Below are 24,431 nucleotides of genomic sequence, written 5' to 3' on the forward strand. Positions count from 1 at the left end.
CCCGGGAGTTCGTCCATGCGCCTTTCGACCCTCGCCCTCTACACGGCTCTCGCGCTCGGCGCAAACGCCGCCGCGGCCGCCGACACCGACGCCCTTCGGGCGCTCGCCGAGGGCGACATGAAGAAGCTCGCCTTCGCGACAGAAGCGAAGCCCGCCCCCGAGACCGCCTTCGAGACGGCGGAGGGCGCGGCGCGCTCCCTCGCCGATTACCGCGGCAAGCATCTCGTGGTGAATTTCTGGGCCACCTGGTGCGCGCCCTGCCGCAAGGAGATGCCGCAGCTCTCCGAGCTTCAGTCCGAGTTCGGCGGCGAGGATTTCGAGGTCGTGACCATCGCCACCGGGCGCAACGCGCTGCCGGCGATGCGCAACTTCTTCGAGGAGATCGGGGTGGACAACCTGCCGCTCCACCGCGACCCGCGCCAGGCGCTGGCGCGGGAGATGGGCGTCTTCGGCCTGCCCATCACCGTGATCCTCGATCCGCAGGGGCGAGAGATCGCGCGGCTCCAAGGCGATGCCGACTGGGCGTCGGAGAGCGCGAAGGCCATCGTCGCCGCGCTTCTGCCCGGCGCCGGCTGACCCGCGCGGAGGCATCCTCGACGCAAAAACCCCCGGCACGAGGCCGGGGGCTTCGCATCGGGCCGGATGCCGGGTCAGTTCGGCAGCACTTCGCCGGTCGGGCGCGGCGTGTCGGCGGTTTCCGCCGGCAGGATCGGGTAGGTGATCTCCGGCATGTCGCCGGTCAGCGAGCCCAGGAACGCGGTGATCGCGTCGATCTCCTGTTCGTCGAGGTCCGCGCCGAGCTGCGAGCTCGCCATGATGTCGACGGCGGTGCGCAGATCCCAGACCACCCCGGAATGGAAGTAGGGGGCCGTGACCGCGATGTTGCGCAGCGGCGAGGCGCGGAAGACGTATTCGTCCACCGCCGTCTCGGTCACGGTGAAACGGCCCTTGTCGCCCACGGGCAGGATGTCGGCGCCGGGCTTCTCGACGAGGCCGAAGGGATAGTAGCCGTTGCCGCCGAGGTTCACGCCGTTGTGGCAGCTCGCGCAGCCCGCCTCGAGGAAGAGCTCCAGGCCCTGCGTCTCCTCCGCGTCGAGCGCGTTGTCGTCTCCGTTCAGCCAGGCGTCGAAGCGCGACGGCGTGATGAGCGTGGCCTCGAACGCCTCGATCGCCTTCGCGAAATTGTCGAAGGTCACGGGATCGTCCTCGCCCGGGAAGGACGCGTCGAACCAGTCGACGTATTGGGGCATCGAGTTGAGCGTCGCGAGCACGTTGTCGGGCGTGTTCGCCATCTCCACCCCGGCCTGCACCGGCCCCTTCGCCTGCTCGGCGAGATCGGGCGCGCGGCCGTCCCAGAACTGCGCCTCGTTGAACACCGCGTTGAGAACGGTCGGCGAGTTGCGCGGCCCCTTCTGCCAGCCATGCCCGATCGAGACGGGCATGTTGTCGTCCCCGCCCGTTGCGAGGTTGTGGCAGGAGTTGCATGAAAACACGCCTGAGGCCGACATCCGCGGATCGAAGAACAGCGCCTTGCCGAGCTCGATCTTCTCCGGCGTGACGATGTTGTCCTCGAGCGCGGGGATCGTCGCCGGCACCGGGCTGAACATCTCGAGCGCCCAATCACGGAGCTCGTTCTGGGCCAGCGCGGGGCTCGCCACGGCAAGGGCGGCGGTTCCGGCCAGCAGGGCGGTCAGGGATCTCATGGAAGCCTCCTTCTGAGAGTCGCACGTTTCCCGCTTATTCTCGACGACACCGCGCGCGCCGCCTTGATTAAGGTCAACGAAATCCGGAATATCCCGGCATGCCATGGCGTTGCCGCGCCGCAGCAACGCCGGCGCGGCCAAGCGGCGCGCGGCCGCTGGAGGGGGCCGGATATCCCGAAGCCGTCCCGGGTCGGCGCAATGCGGAAAACCGCGCGGCGCCGATGTGTCACATGAACTTGACACATCGGGCGTCAGCGGCGACCCTGCCCGGGACAGCCGGAGCCGCGCATGACCCTTCACTCTCCCGATGTCGCCCCAGCAAAGGGGCTGGACGCGCCAGAGATCGGCGGCGCGCCCCGGCCCGGCCTCTGCACCGACTGCGGCGTCTCGCGCATGGGCGACGGGCGGGCCTGCGGCCGGGCATGCCAGTTCATCCGCCCGGACTACCCCTCCCTCGAACGCGCGGCACACGGCCGCGCCGCGGATCCCGGCCGGGGCGAGGAAGCCTTCTTCGGCGTCTCCCGGCGCATGCTGCGCGCGCGCCTCGACCCGCCCGCGGATGGCGCGCAATGGACGGGGCTGACCACCGCGATCGCCGCGGAGCTGCTGCGCGCGGGCGCCGTGGACGCGGTGCTGACCGTGGCGCCGCATCCGGACGACCGCTGGACGCCGCTGCCGGTGATCGTGACCGAGCCCGAGGCCCTCGCGAACTGCCGCGGCATGCGCATGGGCTACGCGCCCACGCTGGCCCTGCTGGAGCCCGCGCGCGCCGCGGGGCACCGGCGCATCGCGATGATCGGGATCCCGTGCCAGGTCTACGCGCTTCGCGCGCTCGAGGCCGAACTCGGGCTCGAGCGGCTTTACGTCATCGGCACGCCCTGCTCCGACAACACGACGACCGAGAATTTCCACGGCTTCCTGGCGCGGCTCGACGACCGGCCCGAGACGATCAGCTACCTGGAATTCCGCGCGGATTACCGGGTGGAGCTGCGCTTCGACGACGGGCGGAAGCCGCGCTTCATCCCGTTCCTGAAACTGCCGCTCTCGGACCTGCCGGCGGATTTCTTTCCGATGACATGCAAGACCTGCGTCGACTACACCAACCGGCTGGCCGACGTGACGGTAGGCTACATGGGCGGCGACGGCGACCAGTGGGTGATCGCCCGGAACGCGCGCGGCGAGGAGATGCTGGCCGCCCTGGGCGGGCGTCTCGCCACGCGCCCGCTGACCGACAAGGGCAAGCGCGAGGCGGCGGTGAAGGGTTTCCTGGCCAACACGGAGCGCGCGGCGGGCGGGCTGCCGCTGCGCCGGATGCCGAACTGGGTGCGGCCCATCGTGGCGTGGCTCCAGCCGCGCATCGGCCCACGCGGGCTGGAGTTCGCGCGCGCACGCGTCGAGATGAAGGCCATCGAGACGGTGCTGCACCTGCGCCGCGCCCATCCCGCGAAGGTGAAGAACATGGTCCCCGGCCATGTCTGGCGGCTTGCCGCGCGCTACGGCCTCGCGCCCGCGGCCGAAGAACGCCGGGAGGACGGCTAGGCCGCCTCGCGCAGCATGATCCGCGCCTCGGGCCCCGAGAGCGCGCGCCGCGCATGCGGGCCGTACAGCGCCGGATCCTCGGCAATCTCGGGCATCGCCGCCAGAAGCCGCGCCCGGTCCCCGGCGTCGAGCGTTTCGAGCGACGCGCCGGCGGGATGGAAGCTCTCGGTCTCGACGCCGTTGGCCCAGAGCACTTCGTGGCGCGGCAGAAGCAGGTGGATGTAGGTCACCTCCGGCACGTCCAGATCCACGCGCACGCCGCGCCCGCCGACGAGGTCGCGTGCCGCGACCAGGACCTCCGGCTCGTCGTAGAGCGCCCGTGCCACCGGCCCGCGCAGAACCACGCGATGCCCCGGCGAGACCAGCAGCGCGCCGTCCGGACGATCCTCGCCCAGCGCGCCCGGCCCGATCCGGACGGGACGAAGATCCGGCATGGCGAAGAGACGCGCGCCGCTCATCCGGCGGCTGCCCACCCACAGCACCTCCTGCCCGCCGTCGTCCTTGGTCTGCACCCGGTCGCCGGGATGCAACGTCTCGACCCGGCGCGGGCCGTCGGGCGTGGCGATGACGGTGCCCGGGGTGAAGCAGATGACGTTCGTTCCCGCCATCAGCCCCTCGGGCATGGCCGGCCGGGCGAGGCAATGGTCCACGACCCAGAGGTCGGTCCCCCGGGGCGGTGTCGCGCCCGCGAACATCAGAAGCGGTCGCGCGCCCTCGCCCGGTTCGATCAGCGTGACGGTGAAGCGCCGCGCGCCGTCGGTCACGACGAAGCTCTGGTCGGGAAGAAAGCTCTGGTCGGCAAGGCTGCCGGATCGTGCCGCGCCCGCGGGCGCGCCGTCGATCGCCGCCGCGACGAGCCCGCGGACCAGGCGCGCGGCCCGGCGGCGCGCCGCCTCGGGACACCCGTCGCCGCCCGGCGGCAGAAGCCCATCGGGGCTTTCCACGCAGACGGGATCGCCGTGCCATCTCCAGACCGCGCCCACCTCGAGCGCCGCGACCGGCGCGGCGTCGAGCCCGTCGACCTCCGTCTGCGCCCAGGAAATCACGAAGGTTCCGTGAAGATCGGACCTCATGCCTGTCTGCCTGCCCTGCCCGTTTTGCGTTTACACGGAAACTAGCAGGAGACCCGGCCGCGAGAAAGCCGCCGGCGCGAAAACCACGCGAATTCCGCCGCTTGATGTGAAATCCTCACACCACTCACAGGTTTCTGCACGCCTTGGTTGCAGCACATTCCCCGCGCACCAAGCCTTGCGTGCACCACCGTCTCGGGCGGCAACGGTTATCCCGCATAACTTTTTCGAGCGCGGTGCCAGAAAAGGGGGTGCAAGACCGGAGCGACCTGCTAGAAATCCCCCGAGGTCACGCATGATGGGGAGGAGACCACACATGACCATGACACGCAGAACCCTGTTCGGCGCCGCCGGGGCCGCGGCGCTTGCGCTCGGGGTGGCCGGCGCGGCCGCCGCGCAGGAGGTCACGCTGCGCCTGCACCAGTTCCTGCCGCCACAGGCCAACGTGCCCAAGCTCGTGCTCGATGTCTGGGCCGACAGCGTCGAGGAAGACTCCGACGGCCGCATCAAGGTGGAGCGCTACCCGTCCATGCAGCTTGGCGGCAGCCCGCCGGAACTGATCGACCAGGCCATCGACGGCGTCGCCGACGTGGTCTGGACGGTGGTGGGCTACACGCCCGGCCGCTTCCCGCGCACCGAGGTGTTCGAACTGCCCTTCATGATGACGAACGCCCGCGCGGCCAGCCGCGCCTACTGGGAGATGTTCGAGGAGCACATGAAGGACACCGAGTTCCGGAACGTCCACATCCTCGGCACCTGGGTGCACGGCCCCGGCATGCTGCACGTCAACAAGGAGGTGCGCACGCCCGAGGACATGCAGGGCCTGAAGATCCGTGGCGGGTCGCGCACGGTCAACGACCTGCTGGAGCGGATGGGCGCGACCCCGATCGGCATGCCCGTGCCCGCGATCCCCGAGGGCCTCTCCAAGGGCGTGATCGACGGCACGACCATCCCGTGGGAGGTGACCACCGCGCTCAAGGTGCCGGAACTCGTGGAGTATCACACCGAGTTCGAGGGCAATGCGCTTTACACGCTCACCTTCGTGCTGGCGATGAACAAGGACCGCTACGAAGGCCTGCCCGACGACCTGAAGCAGGTGATCGACGAGAATTCGGGCCTCGAGTTCTCGATCTTCGCCGGTGGCACGCAGGCCGATGCCGACGGGCCGGCCCGCCAGGTCGCCGTCGATCGTGGCAACACCATCATCACCGTGTCCGAAGAGGGGACCGAGGAGTGGCGGGCCCTCGCGGACCCGATCTACGAGGCCTGGGTCGCCGACATGGAGAGCAAGGGCATCGACGGCCAGGCACTGCTCGACGAGGCACGCTCCAAGATCGAGGAGTACACGCCCCTCTACGAAACCGGGACGAACTGACCGGCTGACGTCCCCGGCGGCGCCCCGCGCGGGCGCCGCCCTTCGCCCTCGAAACCCCGGAAAAGCGAGACGAGACCACCATGTACGGTATGGTGAACAGGCTTGCGCGCACCATGGCGCTGACAGGCGGCGTGGTGCTGATGGCGCTCGTGATCATGACCTGCGTGTCGATCGCGGGGCGCGTGACGAACGGCGTGCTGCACGCCGACTGGGTGGAGGCCGTCGCGGGCGGCACGGCGCGCTGGCTCATAGACGCGGGCGTGGGGCCCGTGAACGGCGATTTCGAGATCCTCGAGGCGGGCGTCGCCTTCGCGATCTTCTCGTTCCTGCCGATCTGCCAGCTTTACGGGGCGCACGCGACCGTGGACGTCTTCACGTCGTTCCTGTCTGATCGGGCGAACCGCGTCATCGCCGCCTTCTGGGAGGTGGTCCTGACCGGCGCCATCATTCTCATCAGCTGGCGCCTCTTCGAGGGGTTCCTCGACCGGTACGAGAACGGCCAGACCTCCTGGCTGCTCCAGTTCCCGATGTGGTGGTCCTACCTCGCAAGCTGGATCGCCTCGGCGGTGGCTGCCGCGGTCGGCCTCTATTGCGCCGCGGCGCGGGTGGGCGAAAGCCTGACCGGGCGCCGCATCCTGCCGGCCGGAGGGACGGTCGAATGAGCATGCTCGAACTGGGCTTCCTGTCCTTCCCGATCCTGCTTCTGATGATCTTCCTGCGGGCGCCGATCGGGCTCGCCATGCTGCTCTGCGGCATCGGGGGGCTCTGGCTCGCGCTCGGCACGCCGAACATGTTCCTGTCGAAACTGAAGAGCGAGACCTACAGCACCTTCTCGAACTACTCGCTCACGATCATCCCGATGTTCCTGCTGATGGGGCAGTTCGCCACCGTTTCGGGGATGTCGAAGGCGCTTTTCAAGGCGGCCGAGGCGTTCCTCGGCCACAGGAAGGGCGGCGTCGCGATGGCCGCGGTGGGCGCCTGCGCGGGCTTCGGCGCGATCTGCGGCTCCTCGCTCGCCACCGCGGCCACCATGAGCCGCGTCGCCCTGCCCGAACTCAAGCGCTACGGCTACTCGGGCGGCTTCTCCACCGCCACGCTCGCCGCCGGCGGCACGCTCGGCATCCTGATCCCGCCCTCGGTCATCCTCGTGATCTACGCGATCCTGACCGAGCAGAACATCGCCAAGCTTTTCCTCGCCGCCTTCATCCCGGGCGTCCTCGCTGCCGCAGGCTACATGATCGCCATCTCGATCTACGCCCGGCTCCATCCCGATTCGGTCGGCGCGCGCGAACCCGTGCCGTGGGACGAGCGGATGCGCGCGCTGGTCGATGTCTGGCCGGTGCTGATCGTCTTCCTGCTGGTGGTGGGCGGCATCTACCTCGGCTGGTTCACCCCCACCGAGGGCGCCGCGGTGGGCGCCGCCGGAACCGGGGTCATCGCGCTGCTGTCGGGCAACATGAGCTGGGCGCTCTTCCGCGAGAGCATCATCGCCACCGCGACCTCCACCGCGATGATCTTCTTCATCGTGCTCGGCGCCGGGTTCTACAACTCGTTCCTGGCGCTCACGCAGGTGCCGCAGGAGCTGTCCGCGATGGTGCTCGAACAGGGCTTCGCGCCGCTGACGGTGCTCATCGTGATCCTGTTCTTCTATCTGCTCTTCGGCTGCGTGATGGACTCGCTGTCGATGATCCTCCTGACCGTGCCGATCTTCTTCCCCGTCATCACCGCGCTCGATTTCGGGCTCACCCCCGAGCAGGTGGCGATCTGGTTCGGCATCCTCGTGCTGATCGTGGTCGAGGTCGGGCTGATCACGCCACCCGTAGGCATGAACCTTTTCATCATCAACAACATGGACCGCGAGACTCCGATGGCAGCGACCTACCGCAGCGTTCTCTACTTCATCGCGTCCGACGTGGTGCGGGTGGCGATCCTCGTGGCGTTCCCGGCGATCACGCTCTTCCTCATCCCCGCCTGACGGGGCCACCCGCGTGGCCCTACCCGGGCTGCGCCTCTTTGCGCCAAGGTAGTTATCGGTCATAACAGTCACAAAACACGGGAGCCGAACCGCCCATGTCCGAGTCGATCCTCACAGTCGAGACCGACGGCCCCGTCGCCACCCTCACCATGAACCGGCCCGAAAAGCGCAATGCGATGAACGACGCGCTGCTCGACGCGCTCGACGCCTTCTTCGCGGCCCCGCCGCCGGGCGTGCGGGTCGCGGTGCTGGCCGGGCGCGGCGGGCATTACTGCGCGGGCCTCGACCTGTCCGAGCACGCAGAGCGTGACGCCGAGGCGACGCTTCTGCACTCGCGCGGATGGCACGCGGCTCTCGAACGCGTTCAGTTGGGCGGGCTGCCCGTGGTCTCGGCGATGGCCGGCGCGGTGATCGGCGGCGGGCTGGAACTCGCCACGGCAACCCATGTGCGGGTTGCCGACGCCACGGCGCGGTTCCAGCTGCCCGAAGGGCGGCGCGGCATCTTCGTGGGCGGCGGCGCGAGCGTAAGGGTGGGCCGCATCCTCGGCCCCGACCGCATGACCGAGATGATGCTGACCGGGCGGAGCTACGGCGCCGAAGAGGGGCTCTCCCTCGGGCTGGCACACTATGTCGTGGAGGAGGGCGCGGCGCTCGCCCACGCGCAGGAGCTCGCGCACCGGATCGCCGGGAACGCGCAACTCTCGAACTACATCGTGATCCAGGCGCTCGCGCGCATCGGCGACATGTCGCGGGGCGACGGGCTGTTCACGGAAAGCCTCGCCACCGCGATCGCCCAGACCAGCCCCGACGCGCGGGAGGGCCTCGCCGCCTTCCTCGATAAGCGCGCCCCGCGCTTCCGCTGAGGCCCGCCCCGATGCCGCGCCGCGCCGACACGATCCCGCCCCCTGCCGAGACAAGGGTCTCGGATGCGGGCCTGCGCGTCTTCATCGGCTATCACATGCGCCGGGCCATGGCCGCGCTCCAGGCCGACCTTGCCGACACGCTGGCGCCCTTCGGGCTGCGGATGATCCCGTTCTCGGTGCTCGTCCTGATCGTGGACAACCCCGGTCTCCGGCCCTCCCAGATTGCCGAGGCGCTCGCCATCGAGCGGTCCAACCTCGTCTCGCTCATCGACGGGCTGGCGCGCGAGGGGCTCGTGGTCCGTCAGCCGGTCGCGGGCGACCGCCGCGCCCACGCCCTGAGCGCCACGGCGCGCGGCGCCGCGCTTTGCGCCCGGGCGCGCGCGGCCGTCGCCCAGCACGACGCGCGAATGAGCGCGGGCCTCGACGAGACCACCCGCACGCGGCTGATCGGGTTTCTGAACAGGGTGGAAAACTCCGATGGACGCGGCTGACCGCTACCGCCCACACGCCATCGCGCGGGAGGCGCGGTCCGACGACGGCGTGATCCTGCGCTCGCAGGTGCCGCTCGGCCCGGTGGCGCGTCGCAGTCCGGACTGGCTGATGCACTGGGCCGCCGAGGCGCCCGGCCGCGTTTTCGTGGCCGAACGCTCGGGCGCGGGGTGGCGCGCGGAACGCTACGCCGCCGCGCTCGAGAAGGCGCGCGCCATCGCCGCGGCGCTCATCGGGCGGGGGCTATCGACCGAGACGCCGATCCTCATTCTGTCGGGCAACGGGGTGGACCACGCGCTTCTGACGCTTGGCGCGCATTACGCGGGCATCCCGACCGTGCCGGTGGCCGAGCAATACGCGCTCCTGCCGGATGCACACCGGCGGCTGCGCCACGTGATCGAGCTCACGCAGCCGCGGCTCGCCTTCGCGGAGGACGCCGACGCGGTGGCCGAGGCGCTGGCGCTCGACGCCTTCGCGGGCCTCGAGATCGTGGCGTCGCGTCCCGGCGACACTGGCGCCACGCCCTTCGACGCGCTGCTCTCGGGCGACGCCGGCGCGGATGCCGAGGCGGCGCTGGCCGGGGTGGGGCCGGAGACGGTGGCGAAGATCCTGATGACCTCGGGCTCCTCTTCCGCGCCCAAGGGCGTGCCCACCACCCAGCGGATGATGTGCGTGAACCAGGCGCAGATCGCCGCCGTCCTGCCCTTCCTCGCGGCGCGCCCGCCGGTGATCCTGGACTGGCTGCCCTGGAACCACGTCTTCGGCGGCTCGCACAACTTCAACATGATGCTCGCCAACGGCGGCAGCCTCTACATCGACGACGGCAAGCCGCTTCCGGGGCACTTCCCCCGCACGCTCGAGAACATGGCGCTGGTGACCGGCACGATGGCCTTCAACGTGCCCGTGGGCTACGCGATGCTGGCCGAGGCGCTGCGGGCCGACGCCGGGCTGCGGCGGCGCTTCTTCGACGGGCTCGACATGATCTTCTACGCGGGCGCGGCCCTGCCGCCCGAGGTCTGGCGCGCGCTGGAGGAGATGGCGGCCGCCGAGGGCGCGGCGCCGCTCATCACGACGAGCTGGGGACTGACAGAGACGGCCCCCGCGGCACTCATCCGCCACGAGCCGCCCGGGCAGCCGGGGGTCGTCGGCGTGCCCGTGCCGGGGCTCGAGGCGAAGCTCGTGCCGGCCGGGAACGGACGCCACGAGATCCGCGTGCGCGGGCCGAACCTCTTCGCGGGGTATCTCGACGACCCCGACAAGACGGCGGCCGCCTTCGACGCGGAGGGCTTCTTCCGCACCGGCGACGCGGTGCGCTTCGCGGCGGAGAAAGACCCGTCCGTGGGCCTCGCCTTCGACGGGCGGATGTCCGAGGAGTTCAAGCTCGACACCGGGACATGGGTGCGCAGCGCCGAGCTCCGCCTCGCCGCGCTCGGCGCGCTCGCGCCGCTGGCCGCGGACGTGGTGCTCTGCGGCGAGGGCCGCCACGAGCTGGGGCTGATGATCTTCCCCGACCGGGGCGCGCTCGCGCGCGCGGGGCTCGACGCCGAGGAGACGGGGGGCGCCCTCGTCGCGCCCGCGCTCTCGCAGGCCGTGGCCACGCGCCTCGCCGCCCTGTCCGCCACCGGCTCGGCCAACCGGATCGCGCGTGCCGTCGTTCTTTCCGCCCCGCCCGACATGGGCGCGGGCGAGATCACCGCCAAGGGCAACCTGAACCCCCGCGCCGTGCAGGCCGTGCGGGCGGAGATGCTCGACCGGCTTTACGACGACGCCGACCCGGCCTGCATCCTGATCGGAAGGGACATGCCGTGATCGACCTCGACAAGATCCGCGCCATCGACATCCATACCCACGCCGAGGAGCCCTGCGGGAGCCATCCTGACGACGGCTACGACGCGCTGCAGGCGACCATGGCGCAGTATTTCCGCGCACCCTGGTCCCATCCGCCCACCGTGCCCGAGACCGCCGAGCACTACCGCGCGCAGGGAATCGCCGCCGTGATCTTCCCCGTGGATGCCGAGCGGGAGACCGGCTACCGCCGCTACGCAAACGAGGAAGTGGCCGAGATCGCAGCGGAGTACGACGATGTCCTGATCCCCTTCGCCTCGATCGACCCCTGGAAGGGCAAGGCCGGGCTGCGCGAGGCGCGGCGGCTGATCGAGAACTTCGGCATCCGGGGCTTCAAGTTCCATCCCACGATGCAGGGCTTCTACCCCAACGACCGCATGGCCTATCCGCTCTACGAGGCGATCGCCGAGGCCGGGGCCATCGCGCTCTTCCACACCGGCCAGACGGGCGTGGGCTCCGGCATGCGCGGGGGCAACGGGATGCGGCTCAAGTATTCGAACCCGATGCATCTCGACGACGTGGCGGTGGATTTCCCCGAGATGACGATCATCGCCGCGCATCCCTCCTTCCCCTGGCAGGAGGAGGCGCTCGCCGTGGCGCAGCACAAGCCCAACGTCTACATCGACCTTTCCGGTTGGTCGCCGAGGTATTTCCCGGATATCCTCGTGCGCTACTGCAACTCGATCCTGAAGAAGAAGGTGCTCTTCGGGTCGGACTGGCCGATGATCACGCCCGAGCGCTGGCTCGCCGATTTCGAGAAGATCGCCATCAAGGACGAGATCCGGCCCGACATCCTCAAGGGGAACGCCGCGCGCCTCCTCGGGCTGTCCTGAGCCTGTCGCGGCCGGCGCCCTTGCGCCCGCGCGCCCCGCCGCTAGGGTGCGCGCCAGCCTGACAAGGAGACCGCCCCATGAGGATGAGACCGCTCGGCCGCACCGGCCTCGAGGTGAGCGAGCTGTGCCTCGGCACCATGACCTTCGGCACGCAGACCCCGCCCGAGGACGCCCACGCCCAGATGGAGCGCGCCCGCGAGGCCGGCGTCAACTTCCTCGACACCGCCGAGATGTACCCGGTGAACCCGGTCCGCGCCGAGACCGTGGGCCGGAGCGAGGAGATCATCGGAGACTGGTTCGCGAAGACCGGCCGGCGCGGCGAGTGGGTCCTGGCCACCAAGCATTCCGGCGAGGGACTCAAGGCGGTGCGCGACGGCGCGCCGATTTCCTCGAAGACCATCCCGGAGACGGTGGAGGGCTCGCTGCGGCGGCTGCGCACCGACGTGATCGACCTCTACCAGTTCCACTGGCCCAACCGCGGCTCCTACATGTTCCGCCAGAACTGGCGCTACGACCCCTCGGGCCAGGACCGCGCCGAGACGATCGCCCACATGGAGGACGCGCTCGAGGCGCTGGAGCGGCAGGTGGAGAAGGGCAACATCCGCTTCTTCGGCCTCTCGAACGAATCCGCCTGGGGCACCTGCCAGTGGCTCCACCTCGCCGAAGAGCGCAGCTGGCCCCGGGTGCAGACGATCCAGAACGAGTATTCGCTGCTCTGCCGGCTTTACGACACCGACCTCGCGGAGGTCTCCGCCAACGAGGACGTGCATCTCCTGCCCTTCTCGCCCCTGGGTGCCGGGTTCCTCACCGGCAAGTACCAGGGCGGCGCGGTGCCCGAGGGATCGCGCATGTCGCTCAACGCCGGGATGGGCGGGCGGAAGAGCCCGCGCGTCTTCGAGGCGGTCGCCGCCTATCTCGAGATCGCCAGCCGCTTCGGGCTCGACCCGGTGCAGATGGCGCTCGCCTGGGCGGCGCGGCGGCCCTTCGTGGCCTCGGCGATCTTCGGCGCGACGACGCTCGCCCAGCTCGAGCACGCGCTCGGCGCGGCGGAGGTGGAGCTGTCCGACGCGCTGCTGGAGGCGATCGACGAGGCGCACCGCGACCACCCGATGCCCTACTGAGCGTGGCGCTGGAGCTGACATCCCTTGCCGCGCTGGCGGCCCTCGACGTGGACGAGATCATCGACGTCCGCTCGCCCTCGGAATACGCCGAGGATCACCTGCCGGGCGCGGTCAACCTGCCGGTGCTGTCGGACGAGGAGCGCGCGCGCGTCGGCACCATCTACGTGCAGCAGGACCGCTTTCTCGCCCGCAAGGTCGGCGCGGCACTGGTCGCGCGGAACGCCGCGCATCATCTCGAGGGCTCGCTCGCCGGCAAGGATGGCGGCTGGCGGCCGCTCGTCTATTGCTGGCGGGGCGGGCAGCGTTCGGGAAGCTTCGCCTCTATCCTCGAGCAGGTGGGCTGGCGGGTGTCGCTTCTGAAGGGCGGCTACCGAAGCTATCGCCGGCTGGTGGTGCGGGCGCTCTACGACGCCCCCGTCCCCGCCCCGGTGGTGCTGGTGGACGGGATGACCGGCACCGCCAAGACCTGGATGCTCGCCCATCTCGCCGAGGCGGGCGCGCAGGTGATCGACCTCGAGGGGCTGGCCAAGCATCGCGGCTCCGTCTTCGGTGCGCGGCCCGGCGGTCAGCCCTCCCAGAAGATGTTCGAATCGCGCCTGGCCGCAGAGGTCGCGGCGCTCGACCCCGCGCGGCCGGTTTTCGTCGAGGCCGAAAGCGCCAAGGTGGGCGAACGCATCGTGCCGCCCGCCCTCTGGGCGGCGATGAAAGCCGCGCCCCATGTCCGCCTGGAAGCCCCGCTCGCGGCGCGGTCGGATTACCTGACAACGGCCTATGCCGATCTGCTGGAGGACGCCGCGGCGCTCGAGGAGGTGATCGGAAAGCTCGTGCCCTATCACGGGCGCGAGACCTGCGCGCGCTGGCAGGAGATGGCCCGCGCGGGCGCCTTCCGGGATCTCGCCGCCGAGCTCGTCACCCGGCACTACGATCCGCGCTACGCGAAATCGGCCGCGCATCGGGGCGCGCCGCGGGCGGTCATCCCGATGGAGCGGCTCGACGAGGCGCGCCTCGCCGAGGGGGCGCGGCGGATCCTCGCCGCGATCGCCTGAGGCGCGGCGGCGCGGCGGCGCGGGGCTACCCTGCCGCCCCCGCCACGCAGGAGATCGCGGGCCCGCCGTCCACGATCCGCCCGATCCGCACCGCGGGGATGCCCTCTGTCGCAAGGTGATCCAGCAGCGCGCCCGCCTCCTCCGGCGCGAGGGCCGCAAGCAGCCCGCCCGCCGTCTGCGGGTCGTGGAGGAGCGCGCCGCGCGGCCCTTGCGCCCCGGCGACCGGCGCGGCGGCGGCGTTGGCCTCGTGGAGGGTGGACCGATAGCCTGCCGCCGCCAGCCGTTCGGCGCCGCCGTAAAGCGGCACCGCCTCCGGGTCGATCTCCGCGGCGACGCCCGAGGCGCGGCAGATCGCCATCAGGTGCCCGGCGAGCCCGAAGCCGGTGACGTCGGTCATGGCGTGCGCGCGGGAAAGGCGCTCCGCGGCGGCCCCCTGCGGCCGGACCATCGCGTCGAGCAACGCGGCGACCTCGGCGCCCTCGGCCGCCCCGGCCATCTCGGCGGCGAGGATCGTGCCCGAGCCGATGGGCTTCGTCAGGATCAGCGCATCGCCCGGCCGGGCGCCCGCCAGCGTGACGGGCGGGCCATTCAGGATCCCGGTGACCGTGAAACCGATCGTCGCCTCCGCGCCCATGGTCGAATGCCCGCCCGCGATCTCCGCGCCGGCCTCCGCGAAGGCGGCCGACGCCGCCTCCAGCACCTCGGCCAGCGTGCGGGACTGGAGCGCCTCGCTCATGCGCGGCAGGATTACCGTGGCGAGCGCGGCCTGCGGGCGCGCGCCCATCGCCCAGATGTCGCCCATCGCATGCACCGCCGCGATGCGCGCCAGCATCCACGGGTCCTCGGTGAAGGCGCGCAGGTGATCGGTGGTGAGAACCTGCCGCGTGCCGCCCACCTCCAGCACCGCCGCGTCGTCACCCGGCGCGGATAGGATGTCCTCGCGGGCGCGCGCGGGCAGCCGGGCGAGCGCGCCCGACAGCGCGCCCGGGGCGAGCTTGGAGCCGCAGCCGGCGCAAAGCGGCGTCGTCTCGCGCGCCCCCGCCGCGACCTCGCGCGGAGCCTCGACCCGCATCTTCGGCAGGTCGCGGAATTTCTCCATGAAGCCCTGGTCGATCCGGTTCTTCCACCGCCAGAGCCAGCCGCCGGCAAGCGCGATGCCCGCCCTCTCGGCCAGGGCGCGCTGCCCGCCGAGCGAGATCAGCTTCAGGTAGTCGCGCTGCGGATGGAACGGGCGGAGCGACTGGCCGCGCGCCAGCGCGCGCAGGTTGTCGTGCAGAACCGGCGCGGCGCGCACGGCGTAGACGCCGGCCTTGGCGCGCGGCGCGTGCGACAGGTGCGCGCAGTCGCCCACCGCGAAGAGGTCGTCCCGCCCCTCGACCCGCAGGTCCGGGCGCACCCGGACGAAGCCGTTCTCGAGCGGCAGGCCGGTCCCGGCAAGCCAGTCCTGCGCCCGCGCGCCGGCCGCGCCGGTCACGAAGGCGGCGGGCACCGTCTCGCCGCTTTCCAGCGTCACGCCCTCCGGGCCGACCGAGGCCGCGGGCGCGCCCAGCCGCACGGTCACGCCGTTGTCGGAAAGCGCCGCGCGCAGCGCCGCGCCGCCGCGCGGGCCGAGGCCGGTGAGGTTTTCGCCCGCCTCCAGCACCGTGACCTCGGGCGAAGAGCCCGCCGCGCGCAGCGCATGGGCCATGGCCATGGCAAGCTCCGCGCCTGCCACGCCCCCGCCGATGACGGCGACGCGGGGCGCGGCGCGGCCCGCCGCGGCCTCGGCGAGGAAGGCGCGCCAGCGGGTGGCATAGGTGTCGAGCGGCTTGGCGGGCACCGCGTGCTCGGCAAAGCCCGGAAGGCCCGGCATCTCCGCCGTCACGCCGATGTCGAGCGAGGCGATGTCGTAGGCGATGCGCCGCGCGCCCACCTCGATCACCCGTGCGTCGGGGTCGAGCGCCGTGGCGCGGCCGAGCACCAGCCGCGCGCCGGCGAAACGGGCAAGGCGCACGAGGTCGATGTCGAGCGCCGCGCGGTCGTAGTGTCCCGCGACATGGCCGGGCAACATGCCGGAATAGGGCGCCGTGGGGCCGGGATTGATCAGGGTGAGACGCGCACCGGGCAGCGGCCGCATCCCCCAGCGGCGCAGCACGAGGGCATGGGTGTGGCCGCCGCCCACCAGCACGATGTCGCGGGTGAGCGGGATCTGCGGCTCGATCATCGGAAATGCCTCTGGCTCATGGGCCGCGCTCTAGCGGCTCTGCCGCCGCGCGCCAAGCCCGCGTATCAGGACGGGCGGTTGTAGCGGATGAAGGGGGTCAGCACGCCGATCCGGTCGTAGAGCCGGCGCGCAGTGTGGTTGAAGTCCTGCGTGAGCCAGTAGACCGCGGGCGCGCCCGCCGCGTCGGCCTCTGCGTAGACCGCCTCGATCAGCGCACGGCCGAGGCCCGTGCCCCGCGCCCCGGAATCCACGTAGAGATCCTGAAGGTAGCAGACCGGCTCGATCCGCCACATGTGCGCGTGAAAGAGGTAATGGACGAGCCCGCATGGCCGGCCATCCATCTCGGCGATGCGGCCGTGGAAGGTGTGGGGCGCGTCCGAGAGCAACCACGCGAAGCTTTCGCGGTAGACCGCCTCGGGGACGGTCGTCTCGTAGAACTCCAGGTAGGCCCGCCAGAGGCGGCGCCATTCGGGTTCGTCCGCGGGGCGGATCGGGCGGATCAGCGGTTTCGTCATGGCGTTTCGCGCATAGCATGGCGCGCCGCGCGCCGCCATCGCAAGGTTGAGAACAAAAGAAGAACATTATATGGTGCCGTCCATGACGCCCGCCTCCGCCCTGCTCTCCCGCGCGCCCGAGCGCCCTCGCCCCGAAGCGGCGCTTCTGCCCGGCATCGCGCTCGCCCTCGGGCGCGTGCACGAAGCCTGCGGCCGGGCACGGCGCAGCTTCGCCGCCTGGCTCGCCGGGCGCTGCGAGGGGCCCGTGCTCTGGATCGCGCCGGGCTGGGCGGCGGAGGATCTGAACCCCGAGGGGCTGCTGCGCTTCGCCGCGCCCGAGCGGTTCCTCTTCGCCGCGCCCCGCCGCGCCGAGGACGTGCTCTGGTGCGCCGAGGAGGCGTTGCGCGCGGGCTGCGTGGGCCTCGTGGTGGCGGAGTTGCCCGCCCTGCCGGGCCTCACCCCCGTGCGCCGGCTCCAGCTCGCCGCGGAGGCCGGCGCGGCGGAGGCGGGGCCGATGCCCGCGGGGCTGCTGCTCACGCCCGGGGCGGGCGGCGCGCGCGGGGTGGAGACGCGCTGGCGGATGGAGCCCGACCACGCGCCGGGGCGCACCGGCTGGCGGCTGGAGCGCCTGCGCGCCCGGCAGGACCCGCCGCGGGCCTGGCGGGTGGAGGACGGCGCGGCGGGCCTTTCCGCCCATCCCGCGCCCATGGACGGCGCCCCGGCCTGAGCGGTCTTTGCGCCGGATCAATGCGCCGCCCCGCCGGCGCCGCCATCGTCCTGACGAACGCAAAACCGGGAGACGGACATGGACCTTCGATTCGACGGGCGCACCGCCATCGTCACCGGCGCCGGCCAGGGCATCGGCGCCGCCATCGCGCAAGAACTCGGCAAGGGCGGCGCCACCGTGGTGCTGGCCGATCTCGACGAGGACCAGGCGGGCGCGGTCGCCGAGGACATCCGCGCGGCGGGCGGCACGGCGCTTGCCACGGCGGTGGACGTCGCGCAGGCGGAACAGGTGGAGGCCATGATCGACTTCGCCGTGAAGGAGACCGGCGCGCTGCACCTTCTCGTCAACAACGCGGGCATCGGCGGCCCGCGCGCCCCGACCGCCGACTACACGCTCGAGGCCTGGCACGAGGTGATCGGCGTGAACCTGCACGGCGTCTTCTACGGGATGAAATACGCGATCCCGAAGATGCTCGAGGCGGGCGGCGGCGCCATCGTGAACATGTCCTCGATCCTGGGCAGCGTGGGTCTGGCCGAATCGCCGGCCTATGTCGCCACGAAACACGCGCTCGTCGGGCTTACCCGCAACGCCGCGCTGGAATACTCGGCCAGGGGCGTCCGCGTGAACGCGGTCGGGCCCGGTTTCATCGACACGCCGCTTCTGCAGAACCTCGACGAGGAGATGCGCGCGGGCCTGACCGGCCTGCATCCCATCGGGCGCCTCGGCCAACCCGAGGAGGTCGCCGCGCTCACCGCCTTCCTGCTCTCCGACCGGGCGGGTTTCATCACCGGCAGCTACCACCTCGTGGACGGCGGCTACACCGCGCCCTGAGCCCGAGGGGCGAATAACGCCCTGCCCGCGTCGGGAACCGGCTTGCGGGCAGGGCCGGGGCTGTCAGGGTAGGGCGCGTCATGCGCATGCTCCTGTCCTTCGCCGCCCTCTACCTGTCGGTCATCCTGCTGCAGCTTTCCTCGGGGGCGGTGGCGCCGCTCGACGCGCTGTCGGGCCTATCGCTCGACTTCACGACAGAGCAGATCGGCCTTCTGGGCTCGGCGCATTTCGCGGGTTTCTTCATCGGCTGCTGGTGGGCGCCGCGCCTCATGGGCAGCGTCGGCCATTCCCGCGCCTTCGCCGCCTTCACCGCCGCGGGCGCCATCGGCATCCTGCTGCACATGATGGTGATCGACGCGACCGCCTGGGCGCTGATGCGCGTGGCGCAGGGCATGTGCGTCGCGGGCTGCTACACGGTGATCGAGGCGTGGATCCAGGCCAAGGTCACCAACGCCACCCGGGGGCGCACCATGGGCGCCTACCGCGTGGCCGACATGGGCGCCTCCCTCGCCGCGCAGCTGATGATCGGCGTGCTGGAGCCGGCCTCCTACGTCTCCTACAACATCCTCGCGCTGATGTGCTGCGCGGCGCTTCTGCCGCTCACGCTGACCACCGCCAGCCCGCCCGAGACGCCCTCGGCGCCGCGCCTGCGGCCGCGCCTCGCCGTCGCGATATCGCCGCTCGCGGTGGCGGGCGTGCTGGTGGCCGCGGTCTCGAGCGCGGCGTTCCGGATGGTGGGGCCGGTCTACGGCCGCCAGGTCGGGCTCGAGACCGACCAGATCGCCTATTTCCTCGCAGCCTTCGTGGCCGGCGGCGCGCTCGCGCAGTATCCCGTGGGCTGGATGGCCGACAAGATCGACCGGCGCTGGGTGCTGATCTGGCTTTCGGTAGCGGCGATCGTCAGTTGCGGCGTCACCGGGATGACGCAGGGGACAGGCACCCTGGGCATCCTGCTCACGGCCGGCTTCTTCGGCCTCACGACGTTTCCGATCTACTCGGTCGCCGCCTCCCACGCGCACGACTTCGCCGCGAGCGACCAGCGCGTGGAGCTTTCGGCCGCGCTCATGTTCTGGTTCGCCGTGGGCGGCATCGCCGCGCCCTGGCTCTCCGCTGCGCTCATCGAGGGTTTCGGGCCCGGCGCGCTTTTCGCGATGATCGCCGCGGCGCACGCGATCCTCGTCGTCTTCGGCCTCGTGCGGATGCGCGCGCGCCCCGTGGCCCTGCACCGCACGCCCTATGTCTGGGCGCCGCGCACCTCCTTCACCGTGGGCCGGCTGATGGCGGCGATCCGCGAAGGCGCCGGCAACGGCCGGCGCGGCGGGGACGGGCCGGACGAGAGGCGCTAGCACCCTGACCGAGCTTGCGTTATGGGGGCGCGGCACAACGGCACTCGAAGGCGGCAGATGGCACGGCACCTGATTACCTCGGCGATCCCCTACATCAACGGCGTGAAGCACTTGGGCAACCTCGTTGGCTCCCAGCTGCCCGCCGATCTCTACGCGCGCTACCTGCGCGCGCGGGGCCACGAGGTGCTGTTTCTCTGCGCCACGGACGAGCACGGCACCCCCGCCGAGCTCGCCGCCGCGAAGGCCGGCAAGGCGGTTGCCGAATATTGCGCCGAGATGCACCGTGTCCAGGCCGACCTGGCCGCCGGTTTCCGCCTGTCCTTCGACCATTTCGGGCGCTCCTCGTCGGATCACAACCGGCGGCTGACGCAGCACCTCGCCGTGAAGCTCTTCGAGGCCGGGCTGATCGAGGAACGGGCCGAACGGCAGGTCTATTCCGTGGCCGACGGCCGCTTCCTGCCCGACCGCTACATCGAGGGGACCTGCCCCAACTGCGGCTACGAGAAGGCCCGGGGCGACCAGTGCGAGAACTGCACCAAGCAGCTCGACCCCACCGACCTGATCGAGCCCCGATCGGCGATCTCGGGAGCGACCGAGCTCGAGGTGCGCGAGACCAAGCACCTCTACCTGCTGCAATCGACGCTCCGCGACCGGCTGGCCCAGTGGATCGACGGCAAGCGCGACTGGCCGGTGCTGACCACCTCGATCGCGAAGAAGTGGCTCTTCGACGGCGACGGTCTGCAGGACCGCGGCATCACCCGCGACCTCGACTGGGGGATCCCCGCGCAGTTCGAGGGCGCGCCATGGTCGGGCATGGAGGGCAAGGTCTTCTACGTCTGGTTCGACGCGCCCATCGAATACATCGCCTGCGCGGCCGAATGGGCCGAGGCGACCGGCCGGTCGGATGCCGACTGGGAACGCTGGTGGCGCACCGACAAGGGCGCAGAGGACGTGCGCTACACCCAGTTCATGGGCAAGGACAACGTGCCCTTCCACACGCTGAGCTTTCCCGCCACGCTGATCGGCTCCGGCGAGCCGTGGAAGCTCGTCGATTACATCAAGAGCTTCAACTACCTGAACTACGACGGCGGCCAGTTCTCCACCAGCCAGGGCCGGGGCGTGTTCATGGACGACGCGCTCGACCTGCTGCCGGCGGATTACTGGCGCTGGTGGCTGCTGTCGCACGTTCCCGAGACCTCCGACGCCGAGTTCACCTGGGAAAACTTCCAGCTTTCGGTGAACAAGGACCTCGCGGACGTTCTGGGCAACTTCGTCTCCCGCGTGACGAAGTTCTGCCGCTCGAAGTTCGGCGAGGCGGTGCCCGAGGGCGGCGCATGGGGCCCGCAGGAGCAGACGCTGGTCGAGGAGCTGTCCGCAAGGCTCGCCGCCTACGAGCGGCACATGGAAGCGATGGAGATCCGCAAGGCCGCGGCCGAGCTGCGCGCGATCTGGGTGGCCGGCAACGAATACCTCCAGGCCGCGGCGCCCTGGGCCGCCTTCAAGGAGGATCCGGCCCGCGCCGCCGTCATCGTGCGCCTCTCCCTCAACCTCGCGCGGCTTTACGCGGTGCTGTCGGAGCCCTTCATCCCCGACGCCGCCCGGACCCTGCGCGACGCGCTCGGCGCCGAGGACGCGGACTGGCCGACGGATCTCCGCGCGGCGCTCGAGGCGCTGCCCGCGGGCCACGCGTTCCGCGTGCCGGAAAACCTCTTCGCCAAGATCGACGACGCCCAGCGCGAGGACTGGGCGCAGCGTTTCGCGGGCACGCGCGGCTGAGGCGCGCGGCGGCCTCCGCTCTGGACCGCCCGCCCCATGCGCCCTATAACCCGCCGCGATGCAGCGCCCGGTTCCGCATAACCGTCGAATTACCGGCCCGGCGTCCTGACCCTTGGCGGTCGAGGGCGCCGGGACAAAGGCGCATGGGCGCGCCCGCGCCGCCCCGTTCCCGAACACATCCGAGATGAGGACGCTGCGATGTCCACCGAGACGCTCGACTACAAAGACACGCTGAACCTGCCCGAAACCGAATTCCCGATGCGCGCGGGGCTGCCCAGGCGCGAGCCCGGCTGGCTCGCCCGCTGGGAGGAGATCGGCATCTACGACCGGCTGCGTGACAAGGCCGAGGGCCGCGCGCCCTTCACGCTGCATGACGGCCCGCCCTACGCCAACGGGCACCTGCACATCGGCCACGCGCTCAACAAGATCCTGAAGGATTTCGTCGTCCGCTCACAGCAGATGATGGGGCGCGACGCGCGCTACATCCCCGGCTGGGACTGCCACGGCCTGCCCATCGAGTGGAAGATCGAGGAACGCTACCGCGCCAAGGGCCAGGACAAGGACCAGGTCGATGTCGTGGACTTCCGGCAGGAGTGCCGCCGCTTCGCCGAGGGCTGGATCGACGTGCAGAGGGACGAGTTCAAGCGCCTCGGCGTAACCGGCAACTGGGCGGCCCCCTACCTCACCATGGACTTCCACGCCGAGCGCGTGATCGCCGGGGAGTTCATGAAGTTCCTGATGTCGGGCGTGCTCTACCAGGGCTCGAAGCCGGTCATGTGGTCGCCGGTGGAGAAGACGGCGCTCGCCGAGGCGGAGATCGAGTATCACGACCACAAGAGCCACACGATCTGGGTGCCCTTCGCGGTGCGCGAGCGCGGGCTGGCGCCGGAGGATCTGGGCGCGGCGCGTGTCGTGATCTGGACGACGACCCCCTGGACCATCCCCTCCAACCGCGCGGTCGCCTACAATCCGGAGGTCGCCTACGGCCTCTACCGGGTGGACGCCACGCAGGAGGAGTGCTGGGCCGGCGCGGGCGACACCTACGTTCTCGCCGATGCGCTGGCCGAGGACACCCTCTCGCGCGCCCGCGTGACAGGACACACCCGCCTGCGCGACGTGAGCGCGGAGGAACTGGGCGCACTCACCCTCGCCCATCCCTTCGCCGGTCTCGAAGGCGCGGAGGGCTTCTGGGACTACGACGTGCCGATGATCGCCGAGGATTACGTGACCGACGATCAGGGCACCGGCTTCGTGCACACCGCGCCCAGCCACGGCGCGGACGACTACGACGCCTTCGCGCGGCGCGGCTGGCTCGACCGGATGACGCACAACGTGGGCGAGGCGAGTGAATTCCGCGAGCACGTCCCCTTCTTCGCGGGGCTGCGCGTCTTCGACGAGAAGGGCCGCGAGGGCAAGGCCAACGCGGCGGTGATCGAGAAGCTGGTGGAGGCCGGCGGGCTGATCGCCCGCGGCCGGCAGGCGCATTCCTACCCCCATTCCTGGCGCTCCAAGGCGCCGGTGATCTTCCGCAACACGCCGCAGTGGTTCGCCGCCATCGACCGCCCCGTGGGCGACGGGCAGGACGATTACGGCGAGACGATCCGGGCCCGCGCGCTCACCTCGATCGATCGGCTGGTGCAGTGGACGCCGAAGACCGGGCGCAACCGGCTCCACTCCATGATCGAGAACCGCCCCGACTGGGTGCTCTCGCGCCAGCGCGCCTGGGGCGTGCCGCTCACGGCCTTCACGAAAAAGGGCGCACTGCCCACCGACCCGGACTTCCTTTTGAAGGACGAGCCGGTCAACGCCCGCATCCTCGCGGCCTTCGAGGCCGAGGGCGCGGACGCGTGGTACAAGCCCGGCGCCAAGGAGCGCTTCCTCGGCGACGACCACGACCCGGCCGAGTGGGAGAAGGTGGACGACATCCTCGACGTCTGGTTCGATTCCGGCTCCACCCACGCCTTCGTTCTGCGCGACCGGGCGGACGGCAGCGCCGACGGGCTGGCCGACCTCTACCTCGAGGGCACGGACCAGCACCGCGGCTGGTTCCACTCCTCCATGCTCCAGGCCTGCGGCACCATCGGCCGCGCCCCCTATCGCGGCGTTCTGACCCACGGGTTCACGCTCGACGAGAAGGGCAACAAGATGTCCAAGTCGCTCGGCAACACCGTGGCGCCAGAGGACGTGACGAAGCAGTATGGCGCCGACATCCTGCGGCTCTGGGTGGCGCAATCCGACTACACGGGCGACCTGCGCATCGGCCCCGAGATCCTGAAGGGCGTGGCCGACAGCTATCGCCGGCTGCGCAACACGATGCGCTTTCTGCTGGGCAACGTGGCGCATTTCACCGAGGCCGACCGCACCGACCCCGCCGACATGCCCGAGCTGGAGCGCTGGGTGCTGCACCGGCTGGCGGAGCTCGACGCCACCGTGCGCGAGGGCTATGCCGCCTACGACTTCCAGGGCGTTTTCCAGGCGGTCTTCAACTTCTGCACGGTGGAGCTCTCGGCCTTCTACTTCGACATCCGCAAGGACGCGCTCTATTGCGACGGGGACACGCCCCGCCGCCGCGCCGCGCGCACGGTGCTCGACCTGCTGTTCCACCGGCTGACCACCTGGCTCGCGCCGGTGCTCGTCTTCACGATGGAGGAGGTCTGGCTGGAGCGATTCCCGGGCGAGCGCTCCTCCGTCCACCTCGAGGACATGCCCGAAACGCCCGCGGCGTGGCGCGACGAGGCGCTCGCCGCGAAATGGGCGAGGGTCCGCCGCGCCCGCCGCGTGGTGACAGCGGCGCTGGAGGTCAAGCGCACCGAGAAGGCGATCGGTGCCAGCCTCGAGGCCGCGCCGGTGGTGCATGTCGAGGACGCGGAGATGCTGGCCGCGCTTCGCGAGGTCGCCTTCGACGACATCTGCATCACCTCGGATGTGCAACTCACCGCCGACGCGATGCCGCAGGAAGCGTTCCGGCTTCCGGACGCGCCGGGCATCGGCGTCGTGTTCGAGCGCGCCGAGGGAGAGAAGTGCGAACGCTGCTGGAAGATCCTGCCCGACGTGGGCAGCCACGCGCATCCGGGCGTCTGCGCGCGCTGCGACGCAGCCCTCGGCTAGGACGGCGGACGTTCGGAAATGCACGGTCTGCGGCACTCCCGAGCGTTCGGGGCACGGCGCCAGGCGTGTCGCGGATCTCCCGTCGCC

The 24,431-nt window shown here is 71.0% G+C and carries 20 protein-coding genes; 16 read left to right on the top strand and 4 right to left on the bottom strand.

Features of this window, described 5'->3' with window-relative positions; all coding sequences use genetic code 11:
* Positions 1-15 precede the first annotated feature (15 nt).
* Positions 16-576: a TlpA family protein disulfide reductase gene (locus tag AB6A69_RS08250; protein ID WP_371060421.1), complete on the top strand. Its 561-nt coding sequence runs from the start codon at positions 16-18 to the stop codon at positions 574-576.
* Positions 577-650: 74 nt separating this feature from the next.
* Here the strand turns inward: AB6A69_RS08250 and AB6A69_RS08255 are convergent, their stop codons facing one another.
* On the bottom strand, positions 651-1,703 hold the full coding sequence (locus AB6A69_RS08255) for a cytochrome-c peroxidase (protein ID WP_371060422.1): 1,053 nt from the start codon (positions 1,701-1,703) through the stop codon (positions 651-653).
* 288 nt (positions 1,704-1,991) lie between these two features.
* On the opposite strand from AB6A69_RS08255, the gene AB6A69_RS08260 reads away from it, so the two are divergent.
* Positions 1,992-3,242 (top strand): Coenzyme F420 hydrogenase/dehydrogenase, beta subunit C-terminal domain, encoded by a 1,251-nt coding sequence (locus tag AB6A69_RS08260; RefSeq protein WP_371060423.1) that lies wholly within the window; start codon positions 1,992-1,994, stop codon positions 3,240-3,242.
* On the opposite strand, the gene AB6A69_RS08265 is transcribed toward AB6A69_RS08260, so the two are convergent.
* A complete protein-coding gene (locus tag AB6A69_RS08265) occupies positions 3,239-4,315 on the bottom strand; it encodes a Hint domain-containing protein (protein WP_371060424.1) in 1,077 nt (358 codons plus the stop codon). The genes AB6A69_RS08260 and AB6A69_RS08265 overlap by 4 nt on opposite strands.
* Positions 4,316-4,634: 319 nt before the next feature.
* On the opposite strand from AB6A69_RS08265, the gene AB6A69_RS08270 reads away from it, so the two are divergent.
* From AB6A69_RS08270 to mnmH, 9 genes are all read left to right on the top strand, one after another.
* The gene (locus AB6A69_RS08270) at positions 4,635-5,687 is read left to right on the top strand and encodes a TRAP transporter substrate-binding protein (RefSeq protein WP_371037417.1); all 1,053 of its coding nucleotides are present in this window, start codon (positions 4,635-4,637) and stop codon (positions 5,685-5,687) included.
* An 80-nt stretch (positions 5,688-5,767) separates the two neighbouring features.
* Positions 5,768-6,349: a TRAP transporter small permease gene (locus AB6A69_RS08275; protein WP_371060425.1), complete on the top strand. Its 582-nt coding sequence runs from the start codon at positions 5,768-5,770 to the stop codon at positions 6,347-6,349.
* Entirely contained in the window at positions 6,346-7,662 is a 1,317-nt protein-coding gene (locus tag AB6A69_RS08280; protein WP_371060426.1) for a TRAP transporter large permease, read from the top strand. Before AB6A69_RS08275 ends, AB6A69_RS08280 begins: the two co-directional genes overlap by 4 nt.
* A 95-nt stretch (positions 7,663-7,757) precedes the next feature.
* The gene (locus AB6A69_RS08285; protein WP_371060427.1) at positions 7,758-8,525 is read left to right on the top strand and encodes a crotonase/enoyl-CoA hydratase family protein; all 768 of its coding nucleotides are present in this window, start codon (positions 7,758-7,760) and stop codon (positions 8,523-8,525) included.
* Positions 8,526-8,536: 11 nt separating this feature from the next.
* A complete protein-coding gene (locus AB6A69_RS08290) occupies positions 8,537-9,016 on the top strand; it encodes a MarR family winged helix-turn-helix transcriptional regulator (protein ID WP_371037421.1) in 480 nt (159 codons plus the stop codon).
* Positions 9,003-10,823, top strand: a complete 1,821-nt coding sequence (locus tag AB6A69_RS08295) for an AMP-binding protein (RefSeq protein WP_371060428.1) — start codon at positions 9,003-9,005, stop codon at positions 10,821-10,823. Before AB6A69_RS08290 ends, AB6A69_RS08295 begins: the two co-directional genes overlap by 14 nt.
* Positions 10,820-11,692 (top strand): amidohydrolase family protein, encoded by an 873-nt coding sequence (locus AB6A69_RS08300; RefSeq protein WP_371060429.1) that lies wholly within the window; start codon positions 10,820-10,822, stop codon positions 11,690-11,692. Before AB6A69_RS08295 ends, AB6A69_RS08300 begins: the two co-directional genes overlap by 4 nt.
* A 77-nt stretch (positions 11,693-11,769) precedes the next feature.
* Positions 11,770-12,813: an aldo/keto reductase gene (locus AB6A69_RS08305; RefSeq protein WP_371060430.1), complete on the top strand. Its 1,044-nt coding sequence runs from the start codon at positions 11,770-11,772 to the stop codon at positions 12,811-12,813.
* Between the two features lie 2 nt (positions 12,814-12,815).
* On the top strand, positions 12,816-13,859 hold the full coding sequence (gene mnmH / locus AB6A69_RS08310) for a tRNA 2-selenouridine(34) synthase MnmH (RefSeq protein ID WP_371060431.1): 1,044 nt from the start codon (positions 12,816-12,818) through the stop codon (positions 13,857-13,859).
* A 25-nt stretch (positions 13,860-13,884) separates the two neighbouring features.
* On the opposite strand, the gene selD is transcribed toward mnmH, so the two are convergent.
* Together selD and AB6A69_RS08320 are read right to left on the bottom strand one after the other, a co-directional pair.
* A complete protein-coding gene (gene selD, locus AB6A69_RS08315; RefSeq protein WP_371060432.1) occupies positions 13,885-16,062 on the bottom strand; it encodes a selenide, water dikinase SelD in 2,178 nt (725 codons plus the stop codon).
* Between the two features lie 65 nt (positions 16,063-16,127).
* A complete protein-coding gene (locus tag AB6A69_RS08320; RefSeq protein ID WP_371060433.1) occupies positions 16,128-16,577 on the bottom strand; it encodes an N-acetyltransferase family protein in 450 nt (149 codons plus the stop codon).
* Between the two features lie 82 nt (positions 16,578-16,659).
* Here AB6A69_RS08320 and AB6A69_RS08325 point away from each other — a divergent pair, with 82 nt between their 5' ends.
* From AB6A69_RS08325 to ileS, 5 genes are all read left to right on the top strand, one after another.
* Positions 16,660-17,283, top strand: a complete 624-nt coding sequence (locus AB6A69_RS08325) for an ImuA family protein (RefSeq protein WP_371060434.1) — start codon at positions 16,660-16,662, stop codon at positions 17,281-17,283.
* Between the two features lie 78 nt (positions 17,284-17,361).
* Complete coding sequence (locus AB6A69_RS08330) at positions 17,362-18,114, top strand: SDR family NAD(P)-dependent oxidoreductase (RefSeq protein WP_371060435.1); 753 nt, start codon at positions 17,362-17,364, stop codon at positions 18,112-18,114.
* An 80-nt stretch (positions 18,115-18,194) separates the two neighbouring features.
* The gene (locus tag AB6A69_RS08335) at positions 18,195-19,460 is read left to right on the top strand and encodes an MFS transporter (protein ID WP_371060436.1); all 1,266 of its coding nucleotides are present in this window, start codon (positions 18,195-18,197) and stop codon (positions 19,458-19,460) included.
* 57 nt (positions 19,461-19,517) lie between these two features.
* Entirely contained in the window at positions 19,518-21,236 is a 1,719-nt protein-coding gene (gene metG, locus AB6A69_RS08340; protein ID WP_371060437.1) for a methionine--tRNA ligase, read from the top strand.
* A gap of 198 nt (positions 21,237-21,434) precedes the next feature.
* Positions 21,435-24,344 carry an isoleucine--tRNA ligase gene (ileS, locus tag AB6A69_RS08345; RefSeq protein WP_371060438.1) on the top strand — a complete coding sequence of 970 codons (2,910 nt, stop codon included), beginning with the start codon at positions 21,435-21,437 and terminating at the stop codon, positions 24,342-24,344.
* Positions 24,345-24,431 lie beyond the last annotated feature (87 nt).

Source organism: Rhodosalinus sp. 5P4 (assembly GCF_041365695.1).
Lineage (GTDB): Bacteria > Pseudomonadota > Alphaproteobacteria > Rhodobacterales > Rhodobacteraceae > Rhodosalinus.